Below are 24362 nucleotides of genomic sequence, written 5' to 3' on the forward strand. Positions count from 1 at the left end.
TTCGTGACCCTCTGCGCTCCCACAGTAATAAAGGAATAGATCTAACAAGAGAAGTCCAGACTGGAAGAGGACCAATATATTTTATATTTTCTTCTACTGTGAATACTGTTGCACACGTCGAGCTAAAAAAAGAAAATAATTCAAAATTAGCTCACGGTTTAAGTAAACAATTACCAACGTATATGAATTCCGAAGAAGTTAGCTTAGGATTCTTCATCATATTTGACTTTGATACTAAAGATATCAGGAATAAAAGAGAATTTGGAGACTGAACGTATAAAAATAGAAAGAGATAAGGGAATAAAACTTCGAATAATCCATATTGATGCAAAACCGAAGCCTTCAGCCTCAAAAATATAATTCACTTGTTTTTATCGCAACCTTTTAAAGTTACATGAACGGGGTTCTTGGCAGTGTCGCGAATTTGCTGTAAATTTGAAGTCAAATTTTTCCTCACAGTATGAAATTAGGTTCTTCTGAAGCGGTATTTTCGTCTCTAAAACTTCTTGAAATTTGTGATTTTACAGAAAATTATGTACATTGCCACGTTCTTGCTAACAGGTATAATAAAATAATAATACAAATGACCAGGAATAAATGCATCAATACTCCAAGCATTACTTCATAATTTACGTCCTGGTCTTTTAAGTATGGAACGTTTCGTTTCATAGTGGATAGGAAATTCCCAAGAAAGTCTGCCATAAATATACAATAATTTTTTCCCATATATAGAATTATAGTTTTGAGTTTCTCACAATTTCCATGGTAATACCTAGTTTAGCTTCCTTTAACACGCAAGCGAAGCGTGGCGTTGATCGTACTTTTTCCTATACTACCTGGTTCTGCTCCCTTTACACCTTTGTCGAAAACCAAAGAATTTCCAGACATAAAAGTACCTGGCATCCTCACTTTCTGAAATCCGATGCCATTATATATTTCTTACAGGTGAATAGAAGGTGAATAGAGTAAATGGGGATTCTGCATGGGGAACGTTACTTTTAAGAAAATAATGATTGCAACTGACGGCTCGATCTGCTCAAGGCTGGCTGCAAATAATGGAATAGAGCTTGCCCGATTAAGTGGAGGAAAGATTTATGCAGTATATGTAGTTTCCATGGAATACTTTTCTTCGAGGGCTGTGGACTTTGATTGGGAAATAATACATAAGGCGTTGGAAAAAGAAGGAAGCGAGGCTGTAAACTACGTAAAAGGAGCAGGAGAGATAGAAGGAGTTATTGTGGAACCTGTCCTGCTTGAAGGAAATCCTGCAGATGAACTTATCCGGTACGCCGAAGAAGAAAAAATGGATATTATTGTTATGGGCACTCTTGGCAGAACAGGAATTAATCGGCTGCTTTTAGGCAGCGTTGCCGGAAACGTTGTCCGGCACTCAAAGGTGCCTGTTATGGTTGTAAGAGAAAAGTGTAAGTCCTGAGGTTAAGCTCAGACAAGCTATGGCGTGAAGCCTCCGACTTTTGCATCTTCTTCAGTTTCTTTTCTCCAGCTTTTACCTTTCAACCTTCGATTTTCTTTTTCACGGCTGCGGCTGCATTTTTCGGAGAGTCGGTTTCCCAGAGTTTCCTGACTTTAACGCTCCTGAGGGCTGGCATTAAGGCCTCAAGCTTTGCCTGCACGGCTGCGAGCATTTCCTCGTCAACTCCAGGAGGAGTTATGCCCATGAACTTCTGGGCTTTAAGGGTCTCGGTTTCCCTGGGTACTGCACGGTCGACTCCTTTCCTTACTCCTGTTTTCAGGGACTCGATTGCATCCCTCCACTGGGCAGTCCATGGGGTATCAGGAATTTCGGTGTGGTGAACCCCGGTTCTGTCCACTTTGATAGCGTCCAGATGACATGCTTTCACACAGGCTCCGCAATAGGTACAGAAATCCTCTGCAAAAGCAATCTTTCGCGGGTCTTCAGGGTCTGTTGGCACATACCAGAGTTCGGAGGGGCAGACATTAAAACAGCCGCGGCAGCCCTGAGGATCGCATTCCTTCAGGTTCGTTTCAATAAGGCTCAGCTCCCCTTCCATAGGTTTTTGCAGGTCTACGGCTTCATACGGACAAACAGTCTTGCAGCGGGCACACTGCGTACACTTCAGCTCGTCGACTTTAACTTTCCCTTCAACTTTCGGAGCTTCACAGGGTCGTTCCCCTTTAACCTTTATTGCTTCTTCAGGGCAGAGATCCTGGCAGAGCACACAATAATCGCATTTGTCTTCGTCCACAAGAATCTGCTCAAAAGGCACGGGATTATCAGGTGTGGGTTCACGCTCGAGAAGGATGAAGGCGTCACAGAACCGGGCGCAGATTCCACAGAAATTGCATTTCTCCGTGTCAATTTCGATCTCACCTTCTGCCCCTTCCTTTAAAGGCGCGATCTCTTCTTTTTTCGGGAAGCTGAACTCAACCTCGATCGCATCCTGAGGGCAGGCTCCCTCACAGAGTACGCAGGGGAGGCACTTCTCGTTGATCTTAACAAAGGTATCGTACTTCGGATACTGTTTCTCATCAGTAACCTCTCCTACAGCCTCAAAGGTGATGGCATGAACAGGGCAGAGGTTTGAGCACATCCTGCAGAAGGTACATTTCTCAAGATCCATCATCACAGCAGGCGCGTCAAGCCCTGTTGCAATTTCATGGAGGGGGCCCATTTCAAGCGCTTTTGTGGGGCAGATTTCTGCACAAATCCCACAGCCGTTACAGCGCTTGTAATCATAATCCAGAGTCTTGATGGATTTCTCAGTGGCCTGTGTATAGATAAAATGGGAGTCCTGAAGATCCATGCTGGTCGTAACCGTGATCTTTTCCTGGGCTTCACCCTCAGCAGTCTCGGAAGCTTCGGCTTCGAGATCACCAGCTTCTAACTCATCGGCTTTGAACTCATCGATTTCGGGCTCCGTAACTTCGTTTTCTCCGGCCCCGCAGCAACCTCTGCAGACGTGAGTTTCCTGTTCGGGGTGTTCCTCACTCATTATGCCACCTCTTCGAGTTCGGTTTCAGGCTCTTCAAGCTTGAGTTCGGTTCCTATGGGCCCTATTTCTTCAAGCTCCTTTACAAATTCGGCAATTGTGTTTGAGAAGCGTTCTCCTTCGGCAGCCGAGATCCACAGGGTTCTCAGCCGTCGGGGGTCGAGCCCGATTTCCTTTATAACTTCCTTTAAGACATCCATTCTTTGTTTTGCATCAAAATTCCCGTGGATGTAATGGCACTCGTCCATTCTACAACCTGCAACAAGCACTCCATCGGCTCCGCCTTTTAAGGCTTCAAGCACAAATTCTGGGTTTACCCTTGCCGAGCACATGGTACGGATAACCCTAATATTTGTTGGGTAATGAAGCCTCGACATCCCGGTCAGGTCTGCACAGGCGTAACTGCACCAGTTGCAGAGGAAAGCCACTATGAAAGGACTCTGGGATCTGTGAGCAGTTGCAGCCCGAACCTGGGCAAGAAGCTGTTCATTTTCGAAGTTTCGCATCTGGATCGCCCCTACAGGGCACGCTGCACTGCAGTCTCCGCAGCCGTAACACGAAACCTCATCTACAACAGCTTTTTTATCTTCTATTTTTATTTTCCCAAATTTGCAGACCTCAAGACAGGTCCGGCACCCTATGCATTTTTCAGGATCGACATGGGCTCCCATAGGATCGGCTTCTAGTTCTCCTGTTCCAAGGAGCTGCATAACCTTGGACGCGCATGCACTCCCCTGGGCAATCGAGACCTGGATCTCTTTGGGCCCTGAGGCGCAGCCTGCAAGGAAAACTCCGCTGACCGGAGCATCTACAGGGCGCATTTTCGGGTGGGCACTTGCAAAGAACCTATCTGGCCGCCTGGCAAGATTTAGCATCCGGCCTATACCTTCTGCCGCTTTGCTGGGCTCGTAGCCTGTTGAAAGCACAACAAGGTCGCAGGCCTCTTCTTCGACCCGGGATTCAAGGGTATTTTCATAACGAAGTACAGGCCTGCCGTCTTCGCCTGCGTAAATTTCGGCCACTTTCCCCCGGATGAAATCAACGCCCATAGCCTGCGTCCTTGTATAATATTCCTCGTACATTTCTCCTGCAGCCCGGATGTCAATGTAATGGATTGTGATCTCAGTATCAGGGTAGCGTTCCTTAATCATCTGGGAATTTTTGAGTGCTGCCATGCAGCAAACTCTTGAGCAGTATTCATTGCCAACGGTTTTGTCCCTTGACCCAACACACTGGATGAATGCCACGCTTTTAGGGGGTTTACCTGTGGACGGCACAAGGACTCTTCCGCCTGTAGGCCCTGCAGAGTTAAGCATGCGTTCGAGCTGCATATTTGTTATAACATCAGGATACTTCCCAAACCCGTACTCCTTTTTCCTGGAGGCATCAAAGAGCTGGTAACCTGTTGAAACAATAACCGCCCCAGCTTCAAACTCAATCTCTTCAGGTTTTTGCTCGTAATCCACGGCATCGGCAGGGCAGGCCTGCGAACACAGCCCACAACCGACACAGTGGTCAGGGTCTATGAGCACTACCTGCGGAACGGACTGAGGAATTGGCATATATATGGCTCTAGTCTTTCCAACCCCGTAATTCATGGGGTTTTCCATTTCTACGGGACAGACCGCCGCGCAGAGGTCGACACAGCCTTTGCATTTGTTTTCAAGTATGAACCTGGGCTTGCGTTTAACTTTTACATGGAATTTACCGACAGATCCGGAAATATCAGTAACCTCGGAGTAGGTGTAAAGGGTAATATTCGGATGGTTTTGAACTTCTGTCATTTTAGGGGCAAGCACACAGATGGAGCAGTCATTTGTGGGAAAGACCTCATTCATCAGGGCCATTTTGCCTCCGATCGTGGATTCCCTTTCTACCATTATGACTGGAAAACCGGCTTCTGCAAGATTCAGGGCTGCCTCAATTCCTGCAACTCCTCCTCCTACGACAAGTACATTTCTGCTGGCTCTGGAACTTGTTGCACTCAATTCCTTGAGGAATTTTGCCTTAGCAACCCCCATTCTTATGAGGTCAAAAGCTTTCTGGGTCGCCATCTGGGGGTCATCGGCGTGTACCCAGGAACACTGCTCCCTTATGTTTACCATTTCCATTAAGTAAGGGTTCAACCCGGCTTTTTCCATTACGTGCCTGAAGGTCTTTTCGTGCAGCCTCGGGGAGCAGGCAGCGACCACAACCCTGTCAATTTTGTTTTCTTTTATATCCTTAATGATGCCTTCCTGTCCGGAATCGGAACATAGAAACTGTACTTCCCGGGCGAGCACCACATCTTCCAGTTCAGCTGCCATCTCCTGCAGAGCCAGTACATCGATTACTCCAGCAATATTCAGCCCGCAGTGGCAAATATAGACTCCGATTCGCATAATTGGTGACTCCATATACCTGTGTTTAATGTTGAACGTTAACGACTAAATCGTGGTTAATATTAACTTTTAATCTAACTTTGAAGTTGTAATTTCTAAAAAGTTCTGGACTATAAACTCAGAGCCGTGTATCCAGAGTATTTTACCATACAGAAAAGTCAGGTTGGTACAGCTCATCAACAAAGACTTTTTTAAACTGATAGGGTTTTTATCATTTTGAATTCATTAACCTGTTACTTTTATATCCCTATACTTTTTCTTTTGAGCGGGATAAAAATATAGGTGTTTTGTACAAAATCAAAACCTTTATTTCATAAGGCTTTCCCATATTTATCGAAATTGATTAAGTATTTTGAACTCAGATAATTTCCAGTATGTTCTAAACGCCCGGTTTCATTAATTCTTTTTCGTTAGTTCGTTTTTATTAATTAGGACTTACACACTTCATATACAAAACCAAGAACAATAGACGTTATAGTTAAATATGAGTTTTAGACGGTTAAAGGTTCAACGCTATTGATTTCTCGTTTCAGCCGCGTAAGTCATATCAAATTAGTCTGCAATAGTTTATTTATATAATCTAATATGACAGTCTATTTATATAATAGAATTTAACAGTTTATTTATATATGACAGAACTCAACAGTTTAGTTACGTGACAAAATTTCACAGTTTATTTATATATTAGAATTTATATTTATTAGTATATTAACTTTCTTATTTATTACAAGCCAATAAATTAACCAGAATTTAACTTTATAGCCTAACTTTATTATATTGACTCTGCTTCTTTATTATATTGACTCTGCTTATTATATGACTCTGCTTTAACGTATCCGCAGTTTGACGGATAGCTGCCGGACAACGGATAAAAGCCTTAACATCATTAATTCGGCGTTGTTACTGGAGTTTTACCAATTGATTTATAGTTTGAGAACTTAATTCGTAATCCAGAAACCAGTTTCAAACGAACAATTTAAGAAAAATCATAATGGAAAATTGGTTATATGGTCCGTTAGTGGAATGAAATTGGTTATATGGACGCTAGTGAGATAAAATTGACCACAAGGACATGCGTGAGAAAAATTGGTTGTGTGAATGTGAGTGAGATAAATTGATTACATGGACGTAAGTGAGAAAAGTTGGTTATATTGCGCTGAGTTAGTTAATTCCTGCAGGAGAAAGTATTTTTATAAAATAACTTAAACAAAATTAAAGGTTAATAATGTTACAGGCGAAGTTGGCGCTAAGTACTCAGGTTATTCCCATAAGTATTTCATACAACTTAAAAGTCTCCAATATACTTTATTCTAGTATATTTCAAATATTCCCAATCTATAAACAGCTCACGTGGATTCATATCTGATTCACATATTCTTCTCATCAAGGTTCAGGATTGCTTCAATTTAAAGTAAAGGAGTTCTTTTTATGGCTGATCATAATGAATTAAAACAGAAAATGTATGAATGGACTCAGAAATATGCAGATAAAGCAGGTTACAGACTTAACCCGGATAAAGAAGCTCTTGACTATGTGCTTGATGGACTTACAGTTAAGCTTGAGAAATTCGGAAGGCGTTACTGTCCCTGCAGAATAGTTACCGGAGATGAAAAGGAAGATAGAAAGATTGTATGTCCCTGCATCTATCATAAAGAAGAAGTCGAAAGGGACGGAAACTGCCACTGCGAACTTTTCTTCAAAGCAAATTAAGTTCAGCAGATTCGGTTTGCCTGCAAAGAGACTTTACCAGTTCGTTTCCGAATATCAGGGAAATTCATTTGCAAGATCTCCTGACCCAAAAGACCCGGAAACAAAAGCCTGCTTACCTAAGGACATCAAAGTCTTAAGACTTGCCTGAAGCCTTTTGAAAAAAGGCTTGACCGCAACCTTTCCGGGAGAAAGCTTGATCAAAGACCTACACAGCGTGATCAACCGGCGCAACGGTTGTGGGTCAGCGGTTGTGGGTCAGCGGTTTGTAAATGTTTACAGGGTATTCCTACTGTAACTTAAAAGTAACGATGAGAACAAAAAAGAGAGAGTTTAAGGAAGAGTACTTATATATATTTAATTAAAGGTTATTTGACATACATTTTCAGTGATACGCTTAATTTTGCTTTTTAATCATACTTTTCAACCTGGATACTCTTTAACGAAAGCTGACATAAAAATTTGACTCAAGGGTGATCTGTAATGACAAATGCAATGGAACTCTATCAGATGCTTCCAAAAACGAACTGCAAAAAGTGTGGAAAAACTTCCTGTATGGCGTTTGCAGTAGCTCTTATGTCCCACGAGCTCACACCCGAGGACTGCCCGCCGCTTAAGGAAGAATCAAAGTATAGAGAAAGTTATGAAAAGATGAGCGAACTCTTCAAGCCGACCGAAGGTGTAACCGAAACCGGGCTTATAGTGCACGAGGACTTATGTTTCGGATGTGGAAATTGTGTGGTTGCCTGTCCTCCGAATGTAGCAAATGATCCCCATGGAGTAGGCTCGGGAAATGCCCCCACGAATGCTAATAAGCTGGTTCTGGCCGTAGAAGACGGTATTGTAAAAGCCCAGAACTTAGGGGAATGCCGCCGTTTCGGAAAGAACAAAATTCTATGTTATGGCTGTATAGTAACCTGCCCTGTAGAGGCAATAGAGTTTGTGTGAGGAAGCGGATATGGAGAAAAACTATTATGTATGCACAGGCTGCGGACTCCTTTGTGACGATATTGAGGTTGAGTCCGAAAAGAACATTGTAAATAAAGTTTATACAGCCTGCAGAGTAGGGGTTGCCCACATGAAGGAAGCAAGAAGGAACGAAGCAAACTTCCTGGTTGATAATAAGCCTGTAGATGAGGCTACTGCGATCAAAGAGGCTGCATCGATCCTTAAAAACGCCAAAAATCCTCTAATCTTCGGGCTTGGAACTTCCATCAACGAAACCCAAAAAGCAGCAATTGAGCTTGCAAAGAAAATCAACGCTACTCTAGATGATACCTCCTCATTCTGCCTGGGCCCACTGGCTGAGGCTCTCATTCAGGATAAGCTTAAGACCTGCACTCTTGACGATGTAAGGAATAAAGCTGATGTTATTATATATTGGGGAACAGATCCATCGGATTCTCATCCTCGCCAACTTTCTAAGTATTCCTACTTCCCAAGAGGAACCGAAAAGCAGAGGGGCTGGGAAGAAGAAAGGACAGCCATCGCAATCGATGTGCGGAAGTCCCATACCGCAAAGATCTGCGGGAATTATTTCTTCCAGATTCCTCCAAAAGGGGATGCAGAATTTATCGATGCCCTGATTGCAGGGCTTTCTGGAAAGCTTCCCAAAACATCTTACAACTATCCTCCAAAGAAACTCCTTGAACTGGCAAACATCCTTAAAGGGGCAAAGTTCGGAGTGATTTTTGTAGGGCGCGGGCTCATTTACTCGCTTGAAAACCTTGAACCCCTTTTCAAGCTTATGAAGATCCTGAATGAAAAAGCAAATTTCCACCTCATACCCATGGTAGGAAATTGTAATACAATGGGCTTTAACGAAAATCTCTTTGCAGAAACAGGATACGTGAACAGCGTCAAATTTGAAAACGGGACTGTAAAGCATGGGCCCGAGTACTCAATTGTTGAGTCTCTTAAAGCAAAATCTGTGGATGCGGCTCTCATAATAGGTTCTGACCCGCTTTTAATCCTTCCCAGATCTATTGCGAAGAACATGCTGGAAATTCCTGTTATCTCAATGGATCATTGTGAAACCCTAACTTCAAAGCACTCAAAGGTTTACATCAATACCGCAATAAGTGGAGTAGAAGCAGGGGGAAGTGCCATACGCATGGATGGGGTTAAAGTTAGCTTTGAGCCAGCTATTGAGACAAATCACCCGTCTGAGGAAGTAATTCTCAAGAAAATAATGGAGGCACTCTGATGGATTTTGGATCTTTTCTTGCAGCTCCCGAAATAAAAGTCAAAATCATAACTTACAGGGACATCTTTCAGGATAAGGCTATGCTCGAAAACCGCTTTGGGGAAGAATACAGGGACTTATCTGCTGTGGTAAAGCTGGACCCTGCAGATCTTAAACAGTTGGATGTGAAAAAAGGCGAGACGGTCATTTTAAAAAATTCCTTTGGAAGAGTCGTGGTAAAGGCTGAGGAATCCGGATACGAAACTCCTCACAGAGGTATTGCATATATGCCCAAAAGTCCTTGGTCCAATATGCTGATCTCGGACGAAACCGGAGGTACAGGAGTACCTAAATTCAAAGATATATCCGTAACCGTTACGAGCGCAAAAGGGGAAAAAGTGACTGAACTTATGCTTTAAATGCCTTTTCTGGTAAGGGCTAACTAATTTCCTTAAAAACCCCTTAATATTCCTTTTAAACTCCTTTAGATTTCATCAAAATTTCCTTAAAAACTTCGTAAAAATTTTCTAAAATTTTGTTAAAGCTCCCTAAAATCCCTTAAAAATTCTTAAAAATCCTTAAAACCACTTTAAATTTTTTAAAACTACAAAATTATTTTATTTTCCTTTTTATGGTTTGTTTAACTGCAAATTGGATGAGAATGAATATGGCCAGTAAACTCCTGAAATTTACAAAAGTCTTGAAAAACGGGACTACTTTTTACCGCTTTGAAGGCTTTGAAAATGTGGACTCAAGGTGGGAGCTACCCTGTGAGTACCTTTCCGGTTATCACTTTGCAGCCTGGAATGGTGTTCTTCTCTATTCGGATGGGAATGTTGTAAAAACTCTACCTCTAGGGCGCTTAATTTCAGTGAATGAGTATCAGGAACTGATGGAAATTGTTGAGATTGGGAAAGAAAGGTTAAGAGAAATAAAGAGCAAAATGGACACTTTAAGATTTAAAAAGTAAAATATGCCTAAGGTCTCAATTAAAACCAGACATTACAAACTCTACTGTCTAATTGGAATTGATCTGGAATGGAAGAGGCAAAAGAAGAAAGAATAATTATGGCTATTCAATGGGGTTTATGGTTTTTGTTTCCCCTCAGTGCTTTTGTAGAACAGGCTAGATATACTTTTTTAAAACCAGTAGGGTATTTATTGTTAATTTTTGCCTTTATTTTGTTCATCATGGCTAATAAAGAGCATGGTTCTACTAATAAGCTAAAATTGAATGCTTCCCCCAGGCCTAATAACTCTGCCAAACTGGTAACAAGTGGAGTTTATGCATATATTCGCCATCCCATATATAGCAGTTTTATTCAGATGTCCTTTGGAATTGCATTCCTGATAGGAACTTCAGCAAGCATAGCAGTAGCGGTTATATCCTTAGTTTTCTATTATCTCAAGTCCAGATACGAAGAAAAACTGCTTATTCAAAAGTATCCAGATTATAATCTGTATAAAGAAAGAACAGGAAGATTTATACCTGAAACATTTAAGCTTCGTAAGCATATATAAGCATCATTAACTGTGGAAAAATATTCATTTAAATTTAAAAATATATTTGAGTGTAATTTAGATAATATTTAACAGAAATTATAGTACACAGAAATTAGTCCTCAATCTCCATGTTCTTGAACAGATTTTCTGGCAGAAAGTACTACAAAACCTCCCTTCCCATGTCCCTCTTGTGGAAACTCAGCACTTTCGATTTTCTCAGGCTGCCTGAAAAGGGTCTGGCAAACCTCAAGATTTTCAAGCCCGATTTCCAGCAGGTATGTCGATAACTCTGCTGCAGAAAGAAAATGGGCCTCCGAAAAAAACCTGCCTTTTTGATTCCCTGATTCTAGGCAGCGGCCCGGGGGACTATCCCTATCAAGAATTCCGGCTATGATTTGTCCGCCTGGTTTCAAGACTCTGAGGGCTTCCCTGAGAGCCTGATTCGGATTTTCAAAAAAAGCAAGTGCAGTAACGATTAAAATAAGATCAAATTTCCCTCTTTTAAAGGGAAGAAACTCCGCAACCCCAAGCATGACTTTCATCCTGCGTTGCTTTGCAAGCATTGCCATAGCCCGTGCCGGTTCAAGCCCTAGTCCGACTCCGAGATCCGAAGCGAACCTGCCTGTGCCGGCTCCGATTTCAAGGGCTTTCAATTTTTTCGGATTTTCGGGAAGAAAAGCTCTCAGGGCAAGAAGCTCGGATTCGTATGCAGGTATATATTTCTCGTACCAGGCATCATATTCTTCTGCATATCTATCAAAGCTCTTCCATAGCCCCATTAAACCCCTACTCTCGTTTATGATTTTTGTTTTTCCTTAACTTTTTACGTTTCGTTAACCTTTTTCCTCTTCAAAGTTTTTCATCTTTTTCTATACAGGAAGCCCGCAAGCAAACCAAGTATACCATACATCAATTCAAAATCAGGTAAATCCGTAATTTTATTCTGCACGGCGTTCTGAATCTCGCTTCCTGCAAGAACAGTTACTATATAATTTTTAGAAGCAGTCCCGTTTTCGTTGTTTGCAGTAAGGTTAACGGTATAGTTTCCAGGTTCTGTAAAGGTATGAACCGGTTTTTCATCTGTCGAATCAATATTTCCATCGCTTTCAAAATCCCAGTTCCTTTCGGTTTCATTTTCCGAAAGGTCAGTAAACTGGACTGAAAGGGGAGAATAACCGTTGGTTGCATTGGTACTGAAATTTGCAACAGGAAGAATCGGCTCCTTAACCTTAACGGCTACAAGGGGCATGCGATCAACATAGCTGCTGTTTTCAATCCTGTAAACCTTATCAGCAATGCCGTCTCCGTCTGCATCAGGCGTGATTTCCGAGGGCCCCAGTCCATCTGGCCTTGCCCAGTAGTTTCCTGCGAGGTAAGGCCCACCGACAATGTTCGTGCCTGCGGTTTTTTCGATATAATAAATATTGCCGGACCCGTTATTAGGTATGGCGTTGACAGTGTTATTGAAATAATTATTGAGGACACTATTCTTGTCACTTCTGGGACAGATAAAAAGCCCATAAACCTCATTTGAAGTAATAGTATTGTCTGAGATCTTATTGTTGTCAGAATTGCCCAGGTAGATACCTCTACCGTTATTGGAAGCATTATTTGCTGAGAGGGTATTACCTACTCCAGTTGAAAGCGAGATTCCATATTCTTTGTTTTCCGAGAGCGTATTATTTGAGATTATGTTCCCTTCAGAATTAGGAACATTGAATCCGTACCTGTTTTTTGAAGCTCTGTTTCCGGAGATCGTGTTATAGTTGGACTGCTCAGCAATAACTCCCTTCTCACCTTTTCCAATCAGGTTATCAAGAAGTACATTATAATCCGAGTTCTTTAGATGTACTCCAACAGTATTATTCAGCAATCTATTATTCTCAATAGTGCAGTTTTTGCACTTATACATATAGACCCCTGCATGGCCTTTTTTTGAATCCATTATTTTAAACCCGCTGATCGTAACTTTATTTGACTCTATACTGAACACATCTAAAGCTGGGTCTTTAGCCATTATTATTGTATTTGCAGGATTTCCAGACTCTGATTTTATTACCAGATTATGTACGGTTACATTAATGTTCTCGGTATAGGTTCCCGGCTTTACAATTATCACATCACCTGAAACCGCACTGTTTATAGCAGCCTGTATGGACTCTCCTGACTGGACGAAGATCTCATCCGCAGTTCCAATACCAGAGCTTAATATCAGGATTAAAAAAACTAACAATAAAGTAATTAATTTATCTATTCCAATCCCTCCATCCACTCAAGAAAAGCAATGGGATATTGTTATCAAACATGCTTTAAATGATTGTTTAAATTACGGATAAGTTGTCGTGTAAATTCTCTTGTGATCTAAAATAAATCTTCTTTTAGTCTAAAGTAAATCCTTTTATAATACCGTATAGAGATGCTTTACCCGATCCTTGCATCAAAAATATGTAGGAATCCGCATGTGTTTATGCATATATTATGGAATTTTGCTTTTTATTTATGGAATGTTCCATCCTAATTGTCAAAGTAGCGGGAATAATGTATAAAGAAATATAAATATTCTGGCTTTAGTCGACAAACAGAAATAAAAATATAATGTTAGTGTATGTCTAAATCTACTGACATTCAGTGAAAAATAACAAAAGTTGAAGACCAGTATGAAGATACCAAATCTCCATCCCTTCTTGAAATAAATTCTTTGAGTTTTTCTATTTCTCAATCACACGTTTATCTTCTATTATTATAAAAATACAACAAGAAAATTATTGCATAGAGCGCTTCAAACGCGGGTATGCTTGTGACTTTACCCTTCCCTGTTCAGTTTTCTGTTCGGGTTCTGTTTCCAGTGCTGTGTATTGATCTTAAGTTTCGAAGTTTTGGTTGAAGGCTTTGTTTCAGCCATTTTTTCTTTTTCTACTGTTTTTCTTGTTATTGCAAAGAATGAGAATCCCGGTGTTTCTGCCATGAAATACAGGTATTTGTTATCCTCATTTAATTATTTCACAGGCAGCTGTGACCCTTTTTTGCATTGTACCTGTTGAGCATGATTGAATTATGGTCAATCTTCTTATCCTGCATCCATGACTTTTCAACCTTGAAGCATACTTCAGGTTTTTCAATATTCTTTTTAGTTACAAATCCGCTGTTTCCTACCATAGGTTGAAGTACTTATACACCTCGCCTGAGTCCAGTACTGAAACTAGAGTTGATTTCGCTTTGAGCTACTCGGCAATGGTTGTGATCTTACATGCGGTCTTCTTTGCATCAAAGCTAACATACACAACACAGGTCGCGTTCTTTGTGAAATCAAACATTATAGGCTTTCCACTGTCATAAAGCTTTGAAAAGTTCATCTATCCGAAAAAAGAATTGTGAAACTCAACATTAAAATTCAAAAAAAGTTACGAAAGAAGGTTAAACAATCTAAAGAAATACTTGGAAGACCGCTCAGAAAAAACAAAAATAGTAAAAATGGGATGAAGGGTCAAGCCCTCACCCCCAAAGCTTTAGTTTGCTGCTTTGATCTTTTGAACTCTTCTCAGGTTCCTTCAATCAAGTTGCACAGCATCTTCTGTCTCATCGAGGCCAATTTTGGTTTCACTGTCATCAATTGGTTCTGTGTTGTTCGCGTATGTTTCATTTTCGTTGACAGCTGTTTCTGTTTTATTTATTTCCAACTTATTCATTTCAGTCTTATTTGTTTCCGTGTTGTTAGTAGCGGTTTCGTTTGCCGTCATCTTCGTTTCATTGGCAGTTGTCTCGGTACTGGTTGCTCCAGTACTGGTATTGAGGTTTACTTGAGGCATGACAGACTGTTTGGGTTCATGGCCACCTACGAGAGGCAGGAAGTCCGAGTAATTATTGCCTGGAAGTTTATACGCAGCATCAGCAATTCCATCTCCATCCGCATCAGTTGCAGTCTGGGAAAATCCTGAGCCGTCAGGTTTAGCCCAGAAGTTACCTCCTATGAACGGTCCGCCAACAATATTAGTGCCAGCGGTTTTTGTCGTGTTCCAAACGTTTCCTTCACTTCCACTTTTAACGTCTGAATTAAAAACGTTATTAAAGTAGTTATCAAATACGGCATTGCCATTGCTTGTAGAACTCATGAAAATGCCTGAGATGCTATTCATAGTGATAATATTTCTTGAGACAATATTATTCTGGGAAGTGCTCAGGTGAATTCCACGGCCGCTATTGGAAGCTTCATTTCCGGAAATGTTGTTGTCTATGCAGTAAGATAGCAGGACTGCATATTCTCTGTTATCCAGAATCTTATTGTTGAGGATATTGTTCCCACCGGATGATATCAAATAAATACCTCTGCTGTTACCTGAAGCTGTATTATTCTCAAAGGTGTTGACACTAGAATTAGTCAAATAGGCCCCGTGACCTCCATTTGAGGTTAAAACATTGTTTATAAGTTTGTTGTCAGTGGAATTTGCCAGCACAATGCCGTGATTAACGCTTGTCCTTACTGTATTATTAAATAACGTATTCCACTGCGAGCGCATGATATAAATTCCATACCTGTTGTTTAAAGCCATATTATTTGACACCATGTTATAACTCGAGCCCCGCAGGCTAATTCCCCTTCCGCCTTCTTTGATGCTATTATTAAGAGTAACGGTATTATTGGATAATTCCAGATCTATTCCGAGAGTATTATTTGACAGCAGATTTTCACTGACATTACAATTAACACAGTTCAGTAAAGAGATACCCGAGTTATTATTGTTTGAGACTTCGTTTCCTGATATATTACTGTTCACTCCTGAAGAAATCCGGATACCGAGTTGGTTATTTAAAGCCAGATTATTCAAAACCTTGCTTTCACCTGATCTTAACAGGAAAATGCCCCGGTTACTGTTGACCGCTGTGTTGTTTATAATACTATTGTTGCTTGAATCGGTAAACGAGATTCCATAACCCATGTTTGAGTCTACTTTATTACCGATCAAGTTATTAGTACTTGAATACACTATCTGGATACCAGAACCGCTGTTTGCATTTGCGGTATTATTTTCTAGCCTGGTATTGTTGCAGTTTTCCAGGATAATACCGTGGTTAGAATTCATATTTGCCTTGTTTTCCGAAATTTTGTTTCCTTCAGAAGCACTAACATAAATTCCAAACCTTTGGCTTGAGATGTCATTATTTGTGATTGTGTTATAGTGTGATCTCTCAATATTAATTGCTCTTTTTCCCTGTTTCACTGTATTGTTGAGGATACTATTGTACATTGAATACTGTACATATACCCCTAGGGCATTATTAACGAGTTTGTTATTTTCTATGGTACAGTTATTGGACCCGGATAGATAGATTCCTGACCTGTCCAATCCGGCTCCTGTAATAGTCAGTCCCATAATTGTTACTTTATCTGCATCTATAGAGAATATATTTGTAGCGTTATCGTTGGCCGTAATTATGGTGTCTTCAGGATTTCCAGAACTTGACCTGATAACTATATTATCTTTCGTTATTACGACATTCTCATTGTAATTTCCGGGACTTATAATTATTTCATCTCCGGAAGTTGCATTATTTACTACGGACTGTATTGATTCCCCTGGCTGGACCGTGAGCTCGACCGCAGTGCCGATACCCGAACCAAATGTAAAAATAACAATGGCTACCGCTAAAGTTACAAATTTGTCTATTTAAATCCCCCACTTATTATGTAAGTTATTGTTTAATTCTTTATTAATAAAATAGGTTTTAAACATTAATACATATAAATATATTGGATCAGACTAATATCAAAATAAAGAGATAAAAATAGCAAGTAAGAGTATCAAGAGCCAGCTCAAATAAAGAAACCAGATAGTTCTTTTTTTCTGATGTCCCGAATAGCTTTGTTTAAATTAGTATCATGTCTGCCATACGTAAAAATCTCATACATGAAAAGCACTTGTCAAATCCGATAAATCAAAATTAATTACAAAATTAGAGTTTATCTCCTGCACTGTTCACGATAAAATTTCAGGTAAGAACAAGATTCCATGTATACAGAAAGGAATGAGAAGGCTCCACAAAACAGAAACGGTAAAAAAAATAAACTTTACATATAAATAAGGATAAATAATTAAAAATTGGGAAAATGAGCAATAAGAAAAGAACTAGCAAATATAAGAAGAACCAAGACTGCGAGAGGAAATAAAGAAAAGTGATAAAAATAAAGAAAAGTGATAAAAATAAAGAAAAGTTACAAAAACCAAAAAATAAGAATTAAAAAGTAAAAATGAAGGTTTAATGCCTTCATCTTGTTCTTTAAGTACTGCGTTCTTATATTCAATTTCTTTTTAATCCTATCCTTTTCCTTATTTTCGACTTCTTTTATCTTGATTTTTTTCTTTATTTTTTAATTTCGGATTTTAATCTTTTAATTCTATTTTTTTTCTTTTCTTGTTCTTTACTTTCTTCTATGTAGGAATACCATAATAAGGCAGGCCACTACATATACCGTTTCAAATCCGGGTATACTTGATACTTTATCCTTTCCTGTTACCTGCTTTGGTTTGTCTTCTGTTTTTGTTTCCGATGCTGTATTATTCTGCTCGGGTTTTGAAGTGCTTGTTGAAGGCTTTGTTTCAGTCACTTTTTGTTTCTCTACAGCTTTTCCTGCTATTGCAAAGAACGAGAAGCCTGGTGTTTCTGCCGTGAAGTACAGGTATTTGTTGTCTTCGCATAATAATTTCACTGGCAGCTGTGACCATTTTTTATCGTTGTACCTATTGAGCGTAATCGAATTCTGGTCAATTTTCTTATCCTGCAGCCAGGACTTTTCGACCTTGAAACACACTACTGGATTTTCAATGTTCTTTGCGTTTGCAAACCCGCTGTTTCCAACCCAGAGATTGAAATATTTATAGACCTCTCCCGAGCTGAGTGGTGAAACCAGAGTTGATTTTCCTTTGAGCTGTTCAGCAATGGTTGTGGTCTTACCTGCTGTCTTCTTTGCATCGAAAGTAACATAAACAACACATGTTGCGTTCTTTGGAAACTCAAACTTTACAGGGTTTCCGTTTGAAACCTGTGCCTTTGAAAGTTCCTTTACTTGAACATTACTTTGGGGTTCAGGAGAACTACCAGCACCGCCGCCGCCACCACTACCTCCGCTGCTGTGGCTGCTTCCTCCACTACTGCCGCCACTTGAACTGCTTTTTTCTGTGACAGTTATTGTAGCGGTTTTTGCTGGGGAAGTGCCGTTTTCATTTATCGCAGTTAAGCTAACAGGATAGGTTCCCGGAGTTGTGAACACATAAACAATTGTTGCATTTGTAGACTCCACACTTCCATCATTACCTATATCCCAGTTCCTTGAGGTTGCATTTTGCGACAGATCGGTAAGCAGGACTGAAAGGGGAGCATAGCCGCTCGTTACATTGGTACTGAAGTCTGCAACAGGCTTAATTCCTTCTACAATTATTTGTACAGATTTTGAGTTCTCGCCGTTTTTGTTGCTTGCTGTCAGAGTGGCATTATAGGTTCCCAGGGTATTATACACATAAACAAGGGTACTATTACTACCGTCTAGTTTTCCGTCACCATTAACATCCCAGCTTATCGAAGTTGCATCCTTTGAGAGATCCTTAAACTCGACCGTGAGCGGGACAATTCCTTTTGTGGGGTTGGCACTGAAGTCTGCAACAGGCAGTATTACACGTTTCAACGGGTAATTGTCTGTGATATTGCCATTGGCTGATTCTTTAACACCGTCAGATGAGACAAAGTGTTCATCAATAATACCGTCCTCGTTTCCATCAGGTTTAGATTTATTATCTGAGAAACCCATCCCTGCTGGGTGTCCCCAGAAATTTCCTCCTATATAGCTCCCGCCCATAACATTTTTGCCTTTATCTATTTCTATGTACCAAGTGCTTCTGTTATTTTTAATGAGTGCATTAACGTTATTGTAAAAATAGTTATCATAAGCCTTGTTTCCATAGCTTCTTGGGCACATATAAATTCCAATAGTGTTTGAACTGACTTTATTGCTTGAGATTTCGTTGTTCTCAGAAGAATCGAGGGCGATACCGTATTGACCGTTATTGCCAACCGTATTCTTGGAAAGACTATTATTAGTGGAAACCGTGAGGTATAATCCAGAATCAGAGCAATCAGTAAGTATATTATTAGAAACTTCATTCTCTACTGATCTCTCCAAGCTGATACCTCTCACATTGCTCTGCGCCGTATTGTTAATCACTTGGCTATTGTTGGAATTTTTTAAATATATGCCATACCTGTTATTTGAGTTTGCATTATTGTTGTTAAGGGTGTTCTCACTAGTGTTCTCAAGAAGGATACCATCAGCGCTGAAACCACTGTTTCCTAAATTGGAATTTGCAGTATTGCCTGAAAGCACGTTTCCGCTAGATGATGAGCTTACATAAATACCTCTGGCATTATTTGATGCGCCATTATTGAACACCTTATTATCGTTTGAACTGTCTATAATAATACCCTGATTGGTGTTCGAATTTGCTTCATTTCTTTCCAGAGTGTTACCGTTAACTCTATAAAGACTGATACCGGCACCTCTATTTGAATTAGCTTTATTGTCAGTAAGTGTGTTTTTGCTGGATGTTAGGGTTACGTAAAGACCTATGCTATTATTATACGCGTTGTTGCCGGTCAGGATGTTGTTATTGGAGTACCTTACAGCTATCCCGTATGTGCTGCCTGAAACCGTGTTACCGGTCAAGGTATTTTCAGTTGTGTTATCCAGCATAATATCATGTTGACTGCTGAAATCTACGGTGTTACCTGAGATTGTATTGTTACGTGAGAGGGTACCTGATATTACATTCTTGGGGGATGTTATTAGGTAAATTCCATTGAGCCCATTGGATACTTTATTGCCTCTCAGGATATTGCTACTGGAGTCCGAAAGAGAAATTCCAAATCTTGCGTTTGAGTTTGCTGTATTGTTTTCGAGGATGTTACTGTTTGAGTTTTCCAGAATTATACTGTCGTTATCACTCTGGCTTATAGAGTTTCCTGAGACAGTATTACTATTGGATCCTGAAAGATAAATCCCAAACTTCTGATTTGATATCGTATTGTTCAAAATAGTACTCGAATAGGACTGCAGGATATTAATGCCTCTACCGGTTCCAGTTTCACTAGTTTTAGTAGCTATATTTTTGTTTACAATAACATTACCGGAAGACCTTACGTATATTCCCATGGCATCATTTAGGAATTTGTTATTCTCTATCGTACAGTCCTTACAGTTTAGTAGATAGATTCCTGAGTGGTCTGTTGCGGCTCCGCTGATTGTAAATCCTTTAATTACTAAATTGGTTCTAGAGTTAGCGGAGATTACATCTTTGGTTGTGTCATTGGAAACAATTATTGTGTCATCAGGATTTGGTGACGCTGACGTGATTACCAAATTGCTAGTTCTAGTCAGCGCAATATTCTCAGTATAAGTTCCAGGGTGTACGATAATTGTATCACCCTCTTTTGCACTGTTCACCGCGGCTTGTATCGAAGTCTGATTGACGTGAATCTCAGCCGCGGCCCCAATGCTGGAGCTTAGTGTGAGTATTAAAAAGGTTAGTAACAAAAGTTTTATTCTGTTTATTTCAAATACCTCCCTAAATGTAAAAGAAATTAAAAGTATAACTTCCTTAAATTAATTAGAAATTACATACAGAATACAATATAAACATATCGGTTTTTATTAAGATGTTGTGAGGAAATCAAAAAAGCAATACCCGTAAAACAAAGTCGTAGCTTACGGGAATTCTCTCTAGGTTCTTCCCAATAACACCTACAATTTTTTAATTTGACTAAGATGAAAATGAGTTAACGGTGACTACATCTTATTCTTATTCATTCCCTTTACGAGTACTGACGTCATTGGTAAAGACGCATTTTTCAGCTACTTGCAGCCCTCCAATCTCAGTTTTTAAATTTTCTGCGAATCTGCGAATAACCTGATTGTTTTGATATACAAGGGTAAAATTAATATATTTAATAAGTTCTCCAAAAAAACGGTATTGTCTTCAAAAATTTTTCATAAAAAATATGCATAAATCTTCCTTTAATCTCATTTTAAAAGGTAGTGGTATAAAAAAGGTGGTATAGTTTCAAATCTAAACGCTTAAGGCAACTCACTCGCTGTCCTGTAGCTATTGTGAAAAATCTCTAGCCTGAGAACTCACATCAAACCATCTCAGACCGGGTAACTCACTGGATGAAAAGGATAAGTAAGAGTCTGAAAGTTGAGAAAAATAAACAGGGATAAAAGAAAAAAGTCTGTAAACATTTAATAAATCTTTTCCTAGTTATAGAAAAATTCTTAATCTCAATAAACCGTTTCCCTCTTTGTTCTGATATTATATGTTCTGTATTCATCCTGTTTTTTATCCTGCAGGTAGACGTACTCGTATTCCGGATGAATTAACCTTTTTCTGTATTCTTCCCTGGCTTCAGCCTGGCAGTTCTCACAAGCATAAATCGGAATCGAAACCCCAAAGATTCTGGTATCGTCTACACCCCTATGGGCGTGTGAGTCAATGGTTTTGTAGCCCTGGCAGTCAGGGCACATCCGGATCGTTTCTTCCTGGAACTCCTGAATCATATCCGTATCGTAAAAGATCTGTTTTTTTCGGCGGTAGAAGTCCCCGTGTTTTGCCACCTCAGCCTCTACAAGCCTGTCCCTGTTTTTCCAGTTTTCAAGCTGGGCTGCAACTATTTCTTCCAGGGTTTTTCTGTCCTTTGCACCCTGGACAAACATACCTGGCTTGAAGTCAGGTTCCCTTACACAAGAATAATCAAGCCCTGCCATTGCAAGGATTATGCCTGTATTCACATAAGGCAGAGCACTCTGGATTGCATAACCTCCTTCAAGCACGGCCATATCAGGGGAAAGTTTCTCATTTAGTTTCGCATATCCCTGTGCGGAAAAGCGCATATTTGCGAGAGGGTCAGTGTAGTGGTTATCCTGCCCCGCAGAATTCAGGACAAGCTCAGGTTTGAAATCCTTCAGAATCGGAAGCACCAGGGAATCAAGCACGTAAAGTATGCCCTCGTCAGGGGTCCCTGGCGGAAGGGGAATATTGATCGTCCTGCCAAGGGCTTTTGGGCCTCCCAGCTCATTTATAAAGCCCGTACCAGGATAAAGAGTCCTTCCATCTTGGTGGAAGGAGATAAAAAGCACATCAGGATCATTATAGAAAATTTCCTGAGTTCCATCTCCATGGTGCACATCGGTATCCACAATTGCAATCTTGCGGATCCCGTATTTTTTCCTCAGGTACTCGACAAGGATAGCTTCATTATTGATATTGCAAAACCCTCTGTTCCCATGTGCTACTGTCATAGAATGATGGCCAGGCGGCCGGATAAGTGCAAAAGCATTTTTGACCTCGGCTTTCATCAGGGCATCCCCAAGCACTAGGCAACTGCCTGCTGCGATCAGGTGAGGGGTTGTAGCCTGGGCTTTTACATCAGGCACACAGAAGTGAACTCTGGCAATATCCCTGTACTCTGCAAGGCGAGGTTTATATTCGGCTATCTCTGGCAGGTCCATCAGGCCTTCTTCAAAAATCTGGTCCCTAGTATAGAGAAGGCGCTCTTCTCTTTCCGGATGGGTCGGCGAAATAGCCCAGTCAAAGGCAGGGAAGAAAATAAGGCCTGTTTTTTCGACCCCAGTACGGTCTGCCGGAGACAAAGGTCCTTCTTTTGGTTCCAGCCCGGTCTTTTTTAATTCCATTTTATTTACCTCGGATGTTTCAGGCTTGATTTCTTCATTTTCAATCTTCAAAATTTCTTCCTTCTCTGCTTTATCTTTCCCTTCTGCCTGCTTTTTCTTCTCTTCCTCAGGACTTGCTCCAGAACCGGTTTTCAATACATCCCTGAGTTTTCCAAGCCCAAGTTTCATGCTTTTTCCCTCCTTTTCCATTCCGGGATCAGACCTGCAGGAATTTGCATATTCACATCAAAAAGCCTCCCTGAAGTATACCAGCCATTAACGACATTGAAAACTTCACTGTCAACAATCTCGGCTTCGCCTGCATATTCGGCAATTCCAAAGTCTCTTGCACGTGCTCTCATGAGCTTTGTAGCAAGGTTTTCAGCTTCGTCAAGATGTATCTTATTGAGATTCCCAATGTTTGTTGTGTTTAGACTAACAATCTCTCCTTCCTCGGCGACAGAGTATATTTTCTGCTCAGTATCAATATGCAGGTTCAGAGTAAGCGTAGGCCTTGCAACGGCTGCTCCAATGGCATTTCCTACCTCGGCATATTCAGGAATAACAGGTTTTGCACCAAGTTTTTTCGCAATCTCTGCAATGAGACCTTTTGCTCCTCCTCCGATTCCAAACACATTCTCAGGCCGTGCCTTTTTCTCTTGCAGTACCTCCCATACCCTGTAAGCAGGTTCCTGTTCCCATTCAAGAAACATCTCATTAACTGCATCAGCAATCATCCTTGAAACCTTCTCAACAATGAGGGACGCAGTTTCAGTTTCGGATTTTCCAAGCTCAGAAGCCGTGATTTTGATCGCTTCGCTTGCACGTTTGGGATTTCCTACCTCAATAAGCCCGAGGAACTTCAGGGCATCAGTAGGGGTAGTTTCTTTCCCTCCCATGCAGTAAGCAGGACCTGCCCTGTCAGGGCCGACTGTTATCAGCTTTGCATCGGTGTCCGAATCCTTAACCCTTACAACGCTGTCTCCTCCTATAGCTATCGACCGGACAGCAAAGGCTCTGACATGTGTCAGGAAATCCCCAAGTTTTGCGCCTTTAGAGGCCAGAAGGGGCTTGCCTGAAAGGATTAATGCAAGGTCTGTGGTAGTCCCTCCGATATCCACTACTACTGAGGTCTGTCCCTCTGGAGTAAGGGCAAGAGCTCCAATTGTGCTCGCGGCAGGTCCCGAAAAGATGGTTTCCACAGGGCATTCTATTGATTTCTCAACCGGAAGAGTACCTCCGTCAGCTTTCATGATATATACAGGAGCCCGGATATTTCTCTCCTCAAGGGCTTGCCTGATTTTCTCAACAAATTCCTGATAGTGCTCCCTGGTAGCAGAGGCAAGCATGGCAGTTGCTATCCTTCTTGGGAAATTCAGCTTTCCCGAAACTTTATGCCCAAGTTCCAGTTTGCAGCCAGGATAGACCTCCCTGAAGATCTCCTCTATTCTGAGTTCATGAGAAGGGTTCCTCTGCCCGAACTTACTTATTATGGCTGCTCTCGAAAATCCATATTCTTGGATTAACCTCACAGTTTTCCTGATCTCGGCCTCATCGAGGGGATCGATCTCCCTTCCCCTGTAATCCATAGCTCCTTTTAGATAAAAGCTGTCAGGAAAAGTATAACTTGCCGGGTTAACCCCGGGTCCTGGAATCAATACTAGGGCTACACGGTCAGTTTTGCCTTCAGCGATAAGATTTGTTATCACGGTTGTACTGAATACTATTCTTTCTAGCTGCTCAGGATCAACATCTCTGCTGATAGCATCAAGGGCTTCAAGCAGGGAATTCAGAAGATTTCCGTGCTCAGTGGAAACCTTGGCAGTACTATATACTTCTCCATTCCGGATAAGCACTGCATCCGTGGTAGTGCCTCCGACATCAATTCCTATTAGCATTCACAA

The 24362-nt window shown here is 40.8% G+C and carries 21 protein-coding genes; 8 read left to right on the top strand and 13 right to left on the bottom strand.

Annotated features, from left to right (window positions below):
* Positions 1-272, top strand: a 272-nt coding sequence (locus tag BP621_RS09575) for a hypothetical protein (RefSeq protein ID WP_292389412.1), incomplete at its 5' end; no start/stop codon positions are given.
* A gap of 505 nt (positions 273-777) precedes the next feature.
* Here the strand turns inward: BP621_RS09575 and BP621_RS09580 are convergent.
* Positions 778-903, bottom strand: coding sequence for a hypothetical protein (locus BP621_RS09580; RefSeq protein WP_292389413.1), 126 nt, complete (start codon positions 901-903; stop codon positions 778-780).
* Between the two features lie 79 nt (positions 904-982).
* On the opposite strand from BP621_RS09580, the gene BP621_RS09585 reads away from it, so the two are divergent.
* Entirely contained in the window at positions 983-1435 is a 453-nt protein-coding gene (locus BP621_RS09585) for a universal stress protein (RefSeq protein ID WP_292389415.1), read from the top strand.
* A 79-nt stretch (positions 1436-1514) separates the two neighbouring features.
* On the opposite strand, the gene BP621_RS09590 is transcribed toward BP621_RS09585, so the two are convergent.
* Positions 1515-2975 (bottom strand): 4Fe-4S binding protein, encoded by a 1461-nt coding sequence (locus BP621_RS09590; protein ID WP_292389416.1) that lies wholly within the window; start codon positions 2973-2975, stop codon positions 1515-1517.
* Entirely contained in the window at positions 2975-5353 is a 2379-nt protein-coding gene (gene hdrA2, locus BP621_RS09595; protein WP_292389417.1) for a CoB-CoM heterodisulfide reductase HdrA2, read from the bottom strand. The genes BP621_RS09590 and hdrA2 overlap by 1 nt, the downstream gene beginning before the upstream one ends.
* A 1428-nt stretch (positions 5354-6781) precedes the next feature.
* Between hdrA2 and BP621_RS09600 the strand changes: the two genes are divergently transcribed.
* Positions 6782-7063 carry a ferredoxin-thioredoxin reductase catalytic domain-containing protein gene (locus BP621_RS09600; RefSeq protein WP_048120764.1) on the top strand — a complete coding sequence of 94 codons (282 nt, stop codon included), beginning with the start codon at positions 6782-6784 and terminating at the stop codon, positions 7061-7063.
* Positions 7064-7117: 54 nt separating this feature from the next.
* Here the strand turns inward: BP621_RS09600 and BP621_RS09605 are convergent, their stop codons facing one another.
* Positions 7118-7264 carry a hypothetical protein gene (locus BP621_RS09605; protein ID WP_292389418.1) on the bottom strand — a complete coding sequence of 49 codons (147 nt, stop codon included), beginning with the start codon at positions 7262-7264 and terminating at the stop codon, positions 7118-7120.
* 279 nt (positions 7265-7543) lie between these two features.
* On the opposite strand from BP621_RS09605, the gene BP621_RS09610 reads away from it, so the two are divergent.
* The 5 genes from BP621_RS09610 to BP621_RS09630 all read left to right on the top strand — a co-directional run bounded on the left by BP621_RS09610 (position 7544) and on the right by BP621_RS09630 (position 10766).
* The gene (locus tag BP621_RS09610) at positions 7544-8008 is read left to right on the top strand and encodes a 4Fe-4S dicluster domain-containing protein (protein WP_292389419.1); all 465 of its coding nucleotides are present in this window, start codon (positions 7544-7546) and stop codon (positions 8006-8008) included.
* Positions 8009-8018: 10 nt separating this feature from the next.
* Positions 8019-9266: a formylmethanofuran dehydrogenase subunit B gene (locus BP621_RS09615; protein WP_292389420.1), complete on the top strand. Its 1248-nt coding sequence runs from the start codon at positions 8019-8021 to the stop codon at positions 9264-9266.
* Entirely contained in the window at positions 9266-9664 is a 399-nt protein-coding gene (locus BP621_RS09620; RefSeq protein WP_292389421.1) for a molybdopterin dinucleotide binding domain-containing protein, read from the top strand. The genes BP621_RS09615 and BP621_RS09620 overlap by 1 nt, the downstream gene beginning before the upstream one ends.
* A 248-nt stretch (positions 9665-9912) precedes the next feature.
* Complete coding sequence (locus BP621_RS09625) at positions 9913-10215, top strand: hypothetical protein (RefSeq protein ID WP_292389422.1); 303 nt, start codon at positions 9913-9915, stop codon at positions 10213-10215.
* A 68-nt stretch (positions 10216-10283) separates the two neighbouring features.
* Complete coding sequence (locus BP621_RS09630) at positions 10284-10766, top strand: methyltransferase family protein (RefSeq protein WP_292389423.1); 483 nt, start codon at positions 10284-10286, stop codon at positions 10764-10766.
* Positions 10767-10867: 101 nt separating this feature from the next.
* On the opposite strand, the gene BP621_RS09635 is transcribed toward BP621_RS09630, so the two are convergent.
* The 9 genes from BP621_RS09635 to BP621_RS09665 form a co-directional block, all read right to left on the bottom strand.
* Positions 10868-11527, bottom strand: coding sequence for a class I SAM-dependent methyltransferase (locus tag BP621_RS09635; protein ID WP_292389424.1), 660 nt, complete (start codon positions 11525-11527; stop codon positions 10868-10870).
* 80 nt (positions 11528-11607) lie between these two features.
* The gene (locus tag BP621_RS09640; protein WP_292389426.1) at positions 11608-12981 is read right to left on the bottom strand and encodes a NosD domain-containing protein; all 1374 of its coding nucleotides are present in this window, start codon (positions 12979-12981) and stop codon (positions 11608-11610) included.
* A 570-nt stretch (positions 12982-13551) separates the two neighbouring features.
* Positions 13552-13713 carry a hypothetical protein gene (locus BP621_RS17090; protein ID WP_349682065.1) on the bottom strand — a complete coding sequence of 54 codons (162 nt, stop codon included), beginning with the start codon at positions 13711-13713 and terminating at the stop codon, positions 13552-13554.
* A 35-nt stretch (positions 13714-13748) separates the two neighbouring features.
* Positions 13749-13904, bottom strand: coding sequence for a PGF-pre-PGF domain-containing protein (locus BP621_RS17095; protein ID WP_349682066.1), 156 nt, complete (start codon positions 13902-13904; stop codon positions 13749-13751).
* 65 nt (positions 13905-13969) lie between these two features.
* On the bottom strand, positions 13970-14101 hold the full coding sequence (locus BP621_RS17100) for a PGF-pre-PGF domain-containing protein (protein WP_349682067.1): 132 nt from the start codon (positions 14099-14101) through the stop codon (positions 13970-13972).
* Between the two features lie 195 nt (positions 14102-14296).
* Positions 14297-16411: a NosD domain-containing protein gene (locus tag BP621_RS09650; protein ID WP_394339299.1), complete on the bottom strand. Its 2115-nt coding sequence runs from the start codon at positions 16409-16411 to the stop codon at positions 14297-14299.
* A 752-nt stretch (positions 16412-17163) separates the two neighbouring features.
* Positions 17164-20235 carry a NosD domain-containing protein gene (locus BP621_RS09655; protein WP_292389428.1) on the bottom strand — a complete coding sequence of 1024 codons (3072 nt, stop codon included), beginning with the start codon at positions 20233-20235 and terminating at the stop codon, positions 17164-17166.
* 834 nt (positions 20236-21069) lie between these two features.
* The gene (locus BP621_RS09660) at positions 21070-22647 is read right to left on the bottom strand and encodes a histone deacetylase family protein (protein WP_292389429.1); all 1578 of its coding nucleotides are present in this window, start codon (positions 22645-22647) and stop codon (positions 21070-21072) included.
* Entirely contained in the window at positions 22644-24356 is a 1713-nt protein-coding gene (locus tag BP621_RS09665) for a hydantoinase/oxoprolinase family protein (RefSeq protein ID WP_292389430.1), read from the bottom strand. Before BP621_RS09665 ends, BP621_RS09660 begins: the two co-directional genes overlap by 4 nt.
* Between the last annotated feature and the right edge of the window lie 6 nt (positions 24357-24362).

This window comes from Methanosarcina sp. UBA5 (genome assembly GCF_002505485.1).
Lineage (GTDB): Archaea > Halobacteriota > Methanosarcinia > Methanosarcinales > Methanosarcinaceae > Methanosarcina.

What these genes read in the sequence shown, in the direction of transcription:
- BP621_RS09580 (WP_292389413.1), bottom strand. Translation starts at nt 903, where the DNA reads ATGCCAGGTACTTTTATGTCTGGAAATTCTTTGGTTTTCGACAAAGGT.
- BP621_RS09585 (WP_292389415.1), top strand. Translation starts at nt 983, where the DNA reads ATGGGGAACGTTACTTTTAAGAAAATAATGATTGCAACTGACGGCTCG.
- BP621_RS09590 (WP_292389416.1), bottom strand. Translation starts at nt 2,975, where the DNA reads ATGAGTGAGGAACACCCCGAACAGGAAACTCACGTCTGCAGAGGTTGC.
- hdrA2 (WP_292389417.1), bottom strand. Translation starts at nt 5,353, where the DNA reads ATGCGAATCGGAGTCTATATTTGCCACTGCGGGCTGAATATTGCTGGA.
- BP621_RS09600 (WP_048120764.1), top strand. Translation starts at nt 6,782, where the DNA reads ATGGCTGATCATAATGAATTAAAACAGAAAATGTATGAATGGACTCAG.
- BP621_RS09610 (WP_292389419.1), top strand. Translation starts at nt 7,544, where the DNA reads ATGACAAATGCAATGGAACTCTATCAGATGCTTCCAAAAACGAACTGC.
- BP621_RS09615 (WP_292389420.1), top strand. Translation starts at nt 8,019, where the DNA reads ATGGAGAAAAACTATTATGTATGCACAGGCTGCGGACTCCTTTGTGAC.
- BP621_RS09620 (WP_292389421.1), top strand. Translation starts at nt 9,266, where the DNA reads ATGGATTTTGGATCTTTTCTTGCAGCTCCCGAAATAAAAGTCAAAATC.
- BP621_RS09625 (WP_292389422.1), top strand. Translation starts at nt 9,913, where the DNA reads ATGGCCAGTAAACTCCTGAAATTTACAAAAGTCTTGAAAAACGGGACT.
- BP621_RS09630 (WP_292389423.1), top strand. Translation starts at nt 10,284, where the DNA reads ATGGAAGAGGCAAAAGAAGAAAGAATAATTATGGCTATTCAATGGGGT.
- BP621_RS09635 (WP_292389424.1), bottom strand. Translation starts at nt 11,527, where the DNA reads ATGGGGCTATGGAAGAGCTTTGATAGATATGCAGAAGAATATGATGCC.
- BP621_RS17090 (WP_349682065.1), bottom strand. Translation starts at nt 13,713, where the DNA reads ATGGCAGAAACACCGGGATTCTCATTCTTTGCAATAACAAGAAAAACA.
- BP621_RS17095 (WP_349682066.1), bottom strand. Translation starts at nt 13,904, where the DNA reads ATGGTAGGAAACAGCGGATTTGTAACTAAAAAGAATATTGAAAAACCT.
- BP621_RS17100 (WP_349682067.1), bottom strand. Translation starts at nt 14,101, where the DNA reads ATGAACTTTTCAAAGCTTTATGACAGTGGAAAGCCTATAATGTTTGAT.
- BP621_RS09660 (WP_292389429.1), bottom strand. Translation starts at nt 22,647, where the DNA reads ATGAAACTTGGGCTTGGAAAACTCAGGGATGTATTGAAAACCGGTTCT.
- BP621_RS09665 (WP_292389430.1), bottom strand. Translation starts at nt 24,356, where the DNA reads ATGCTAATAGGAATTGATGTCGGAGGCACTACCACGGATGCAGTGCTT.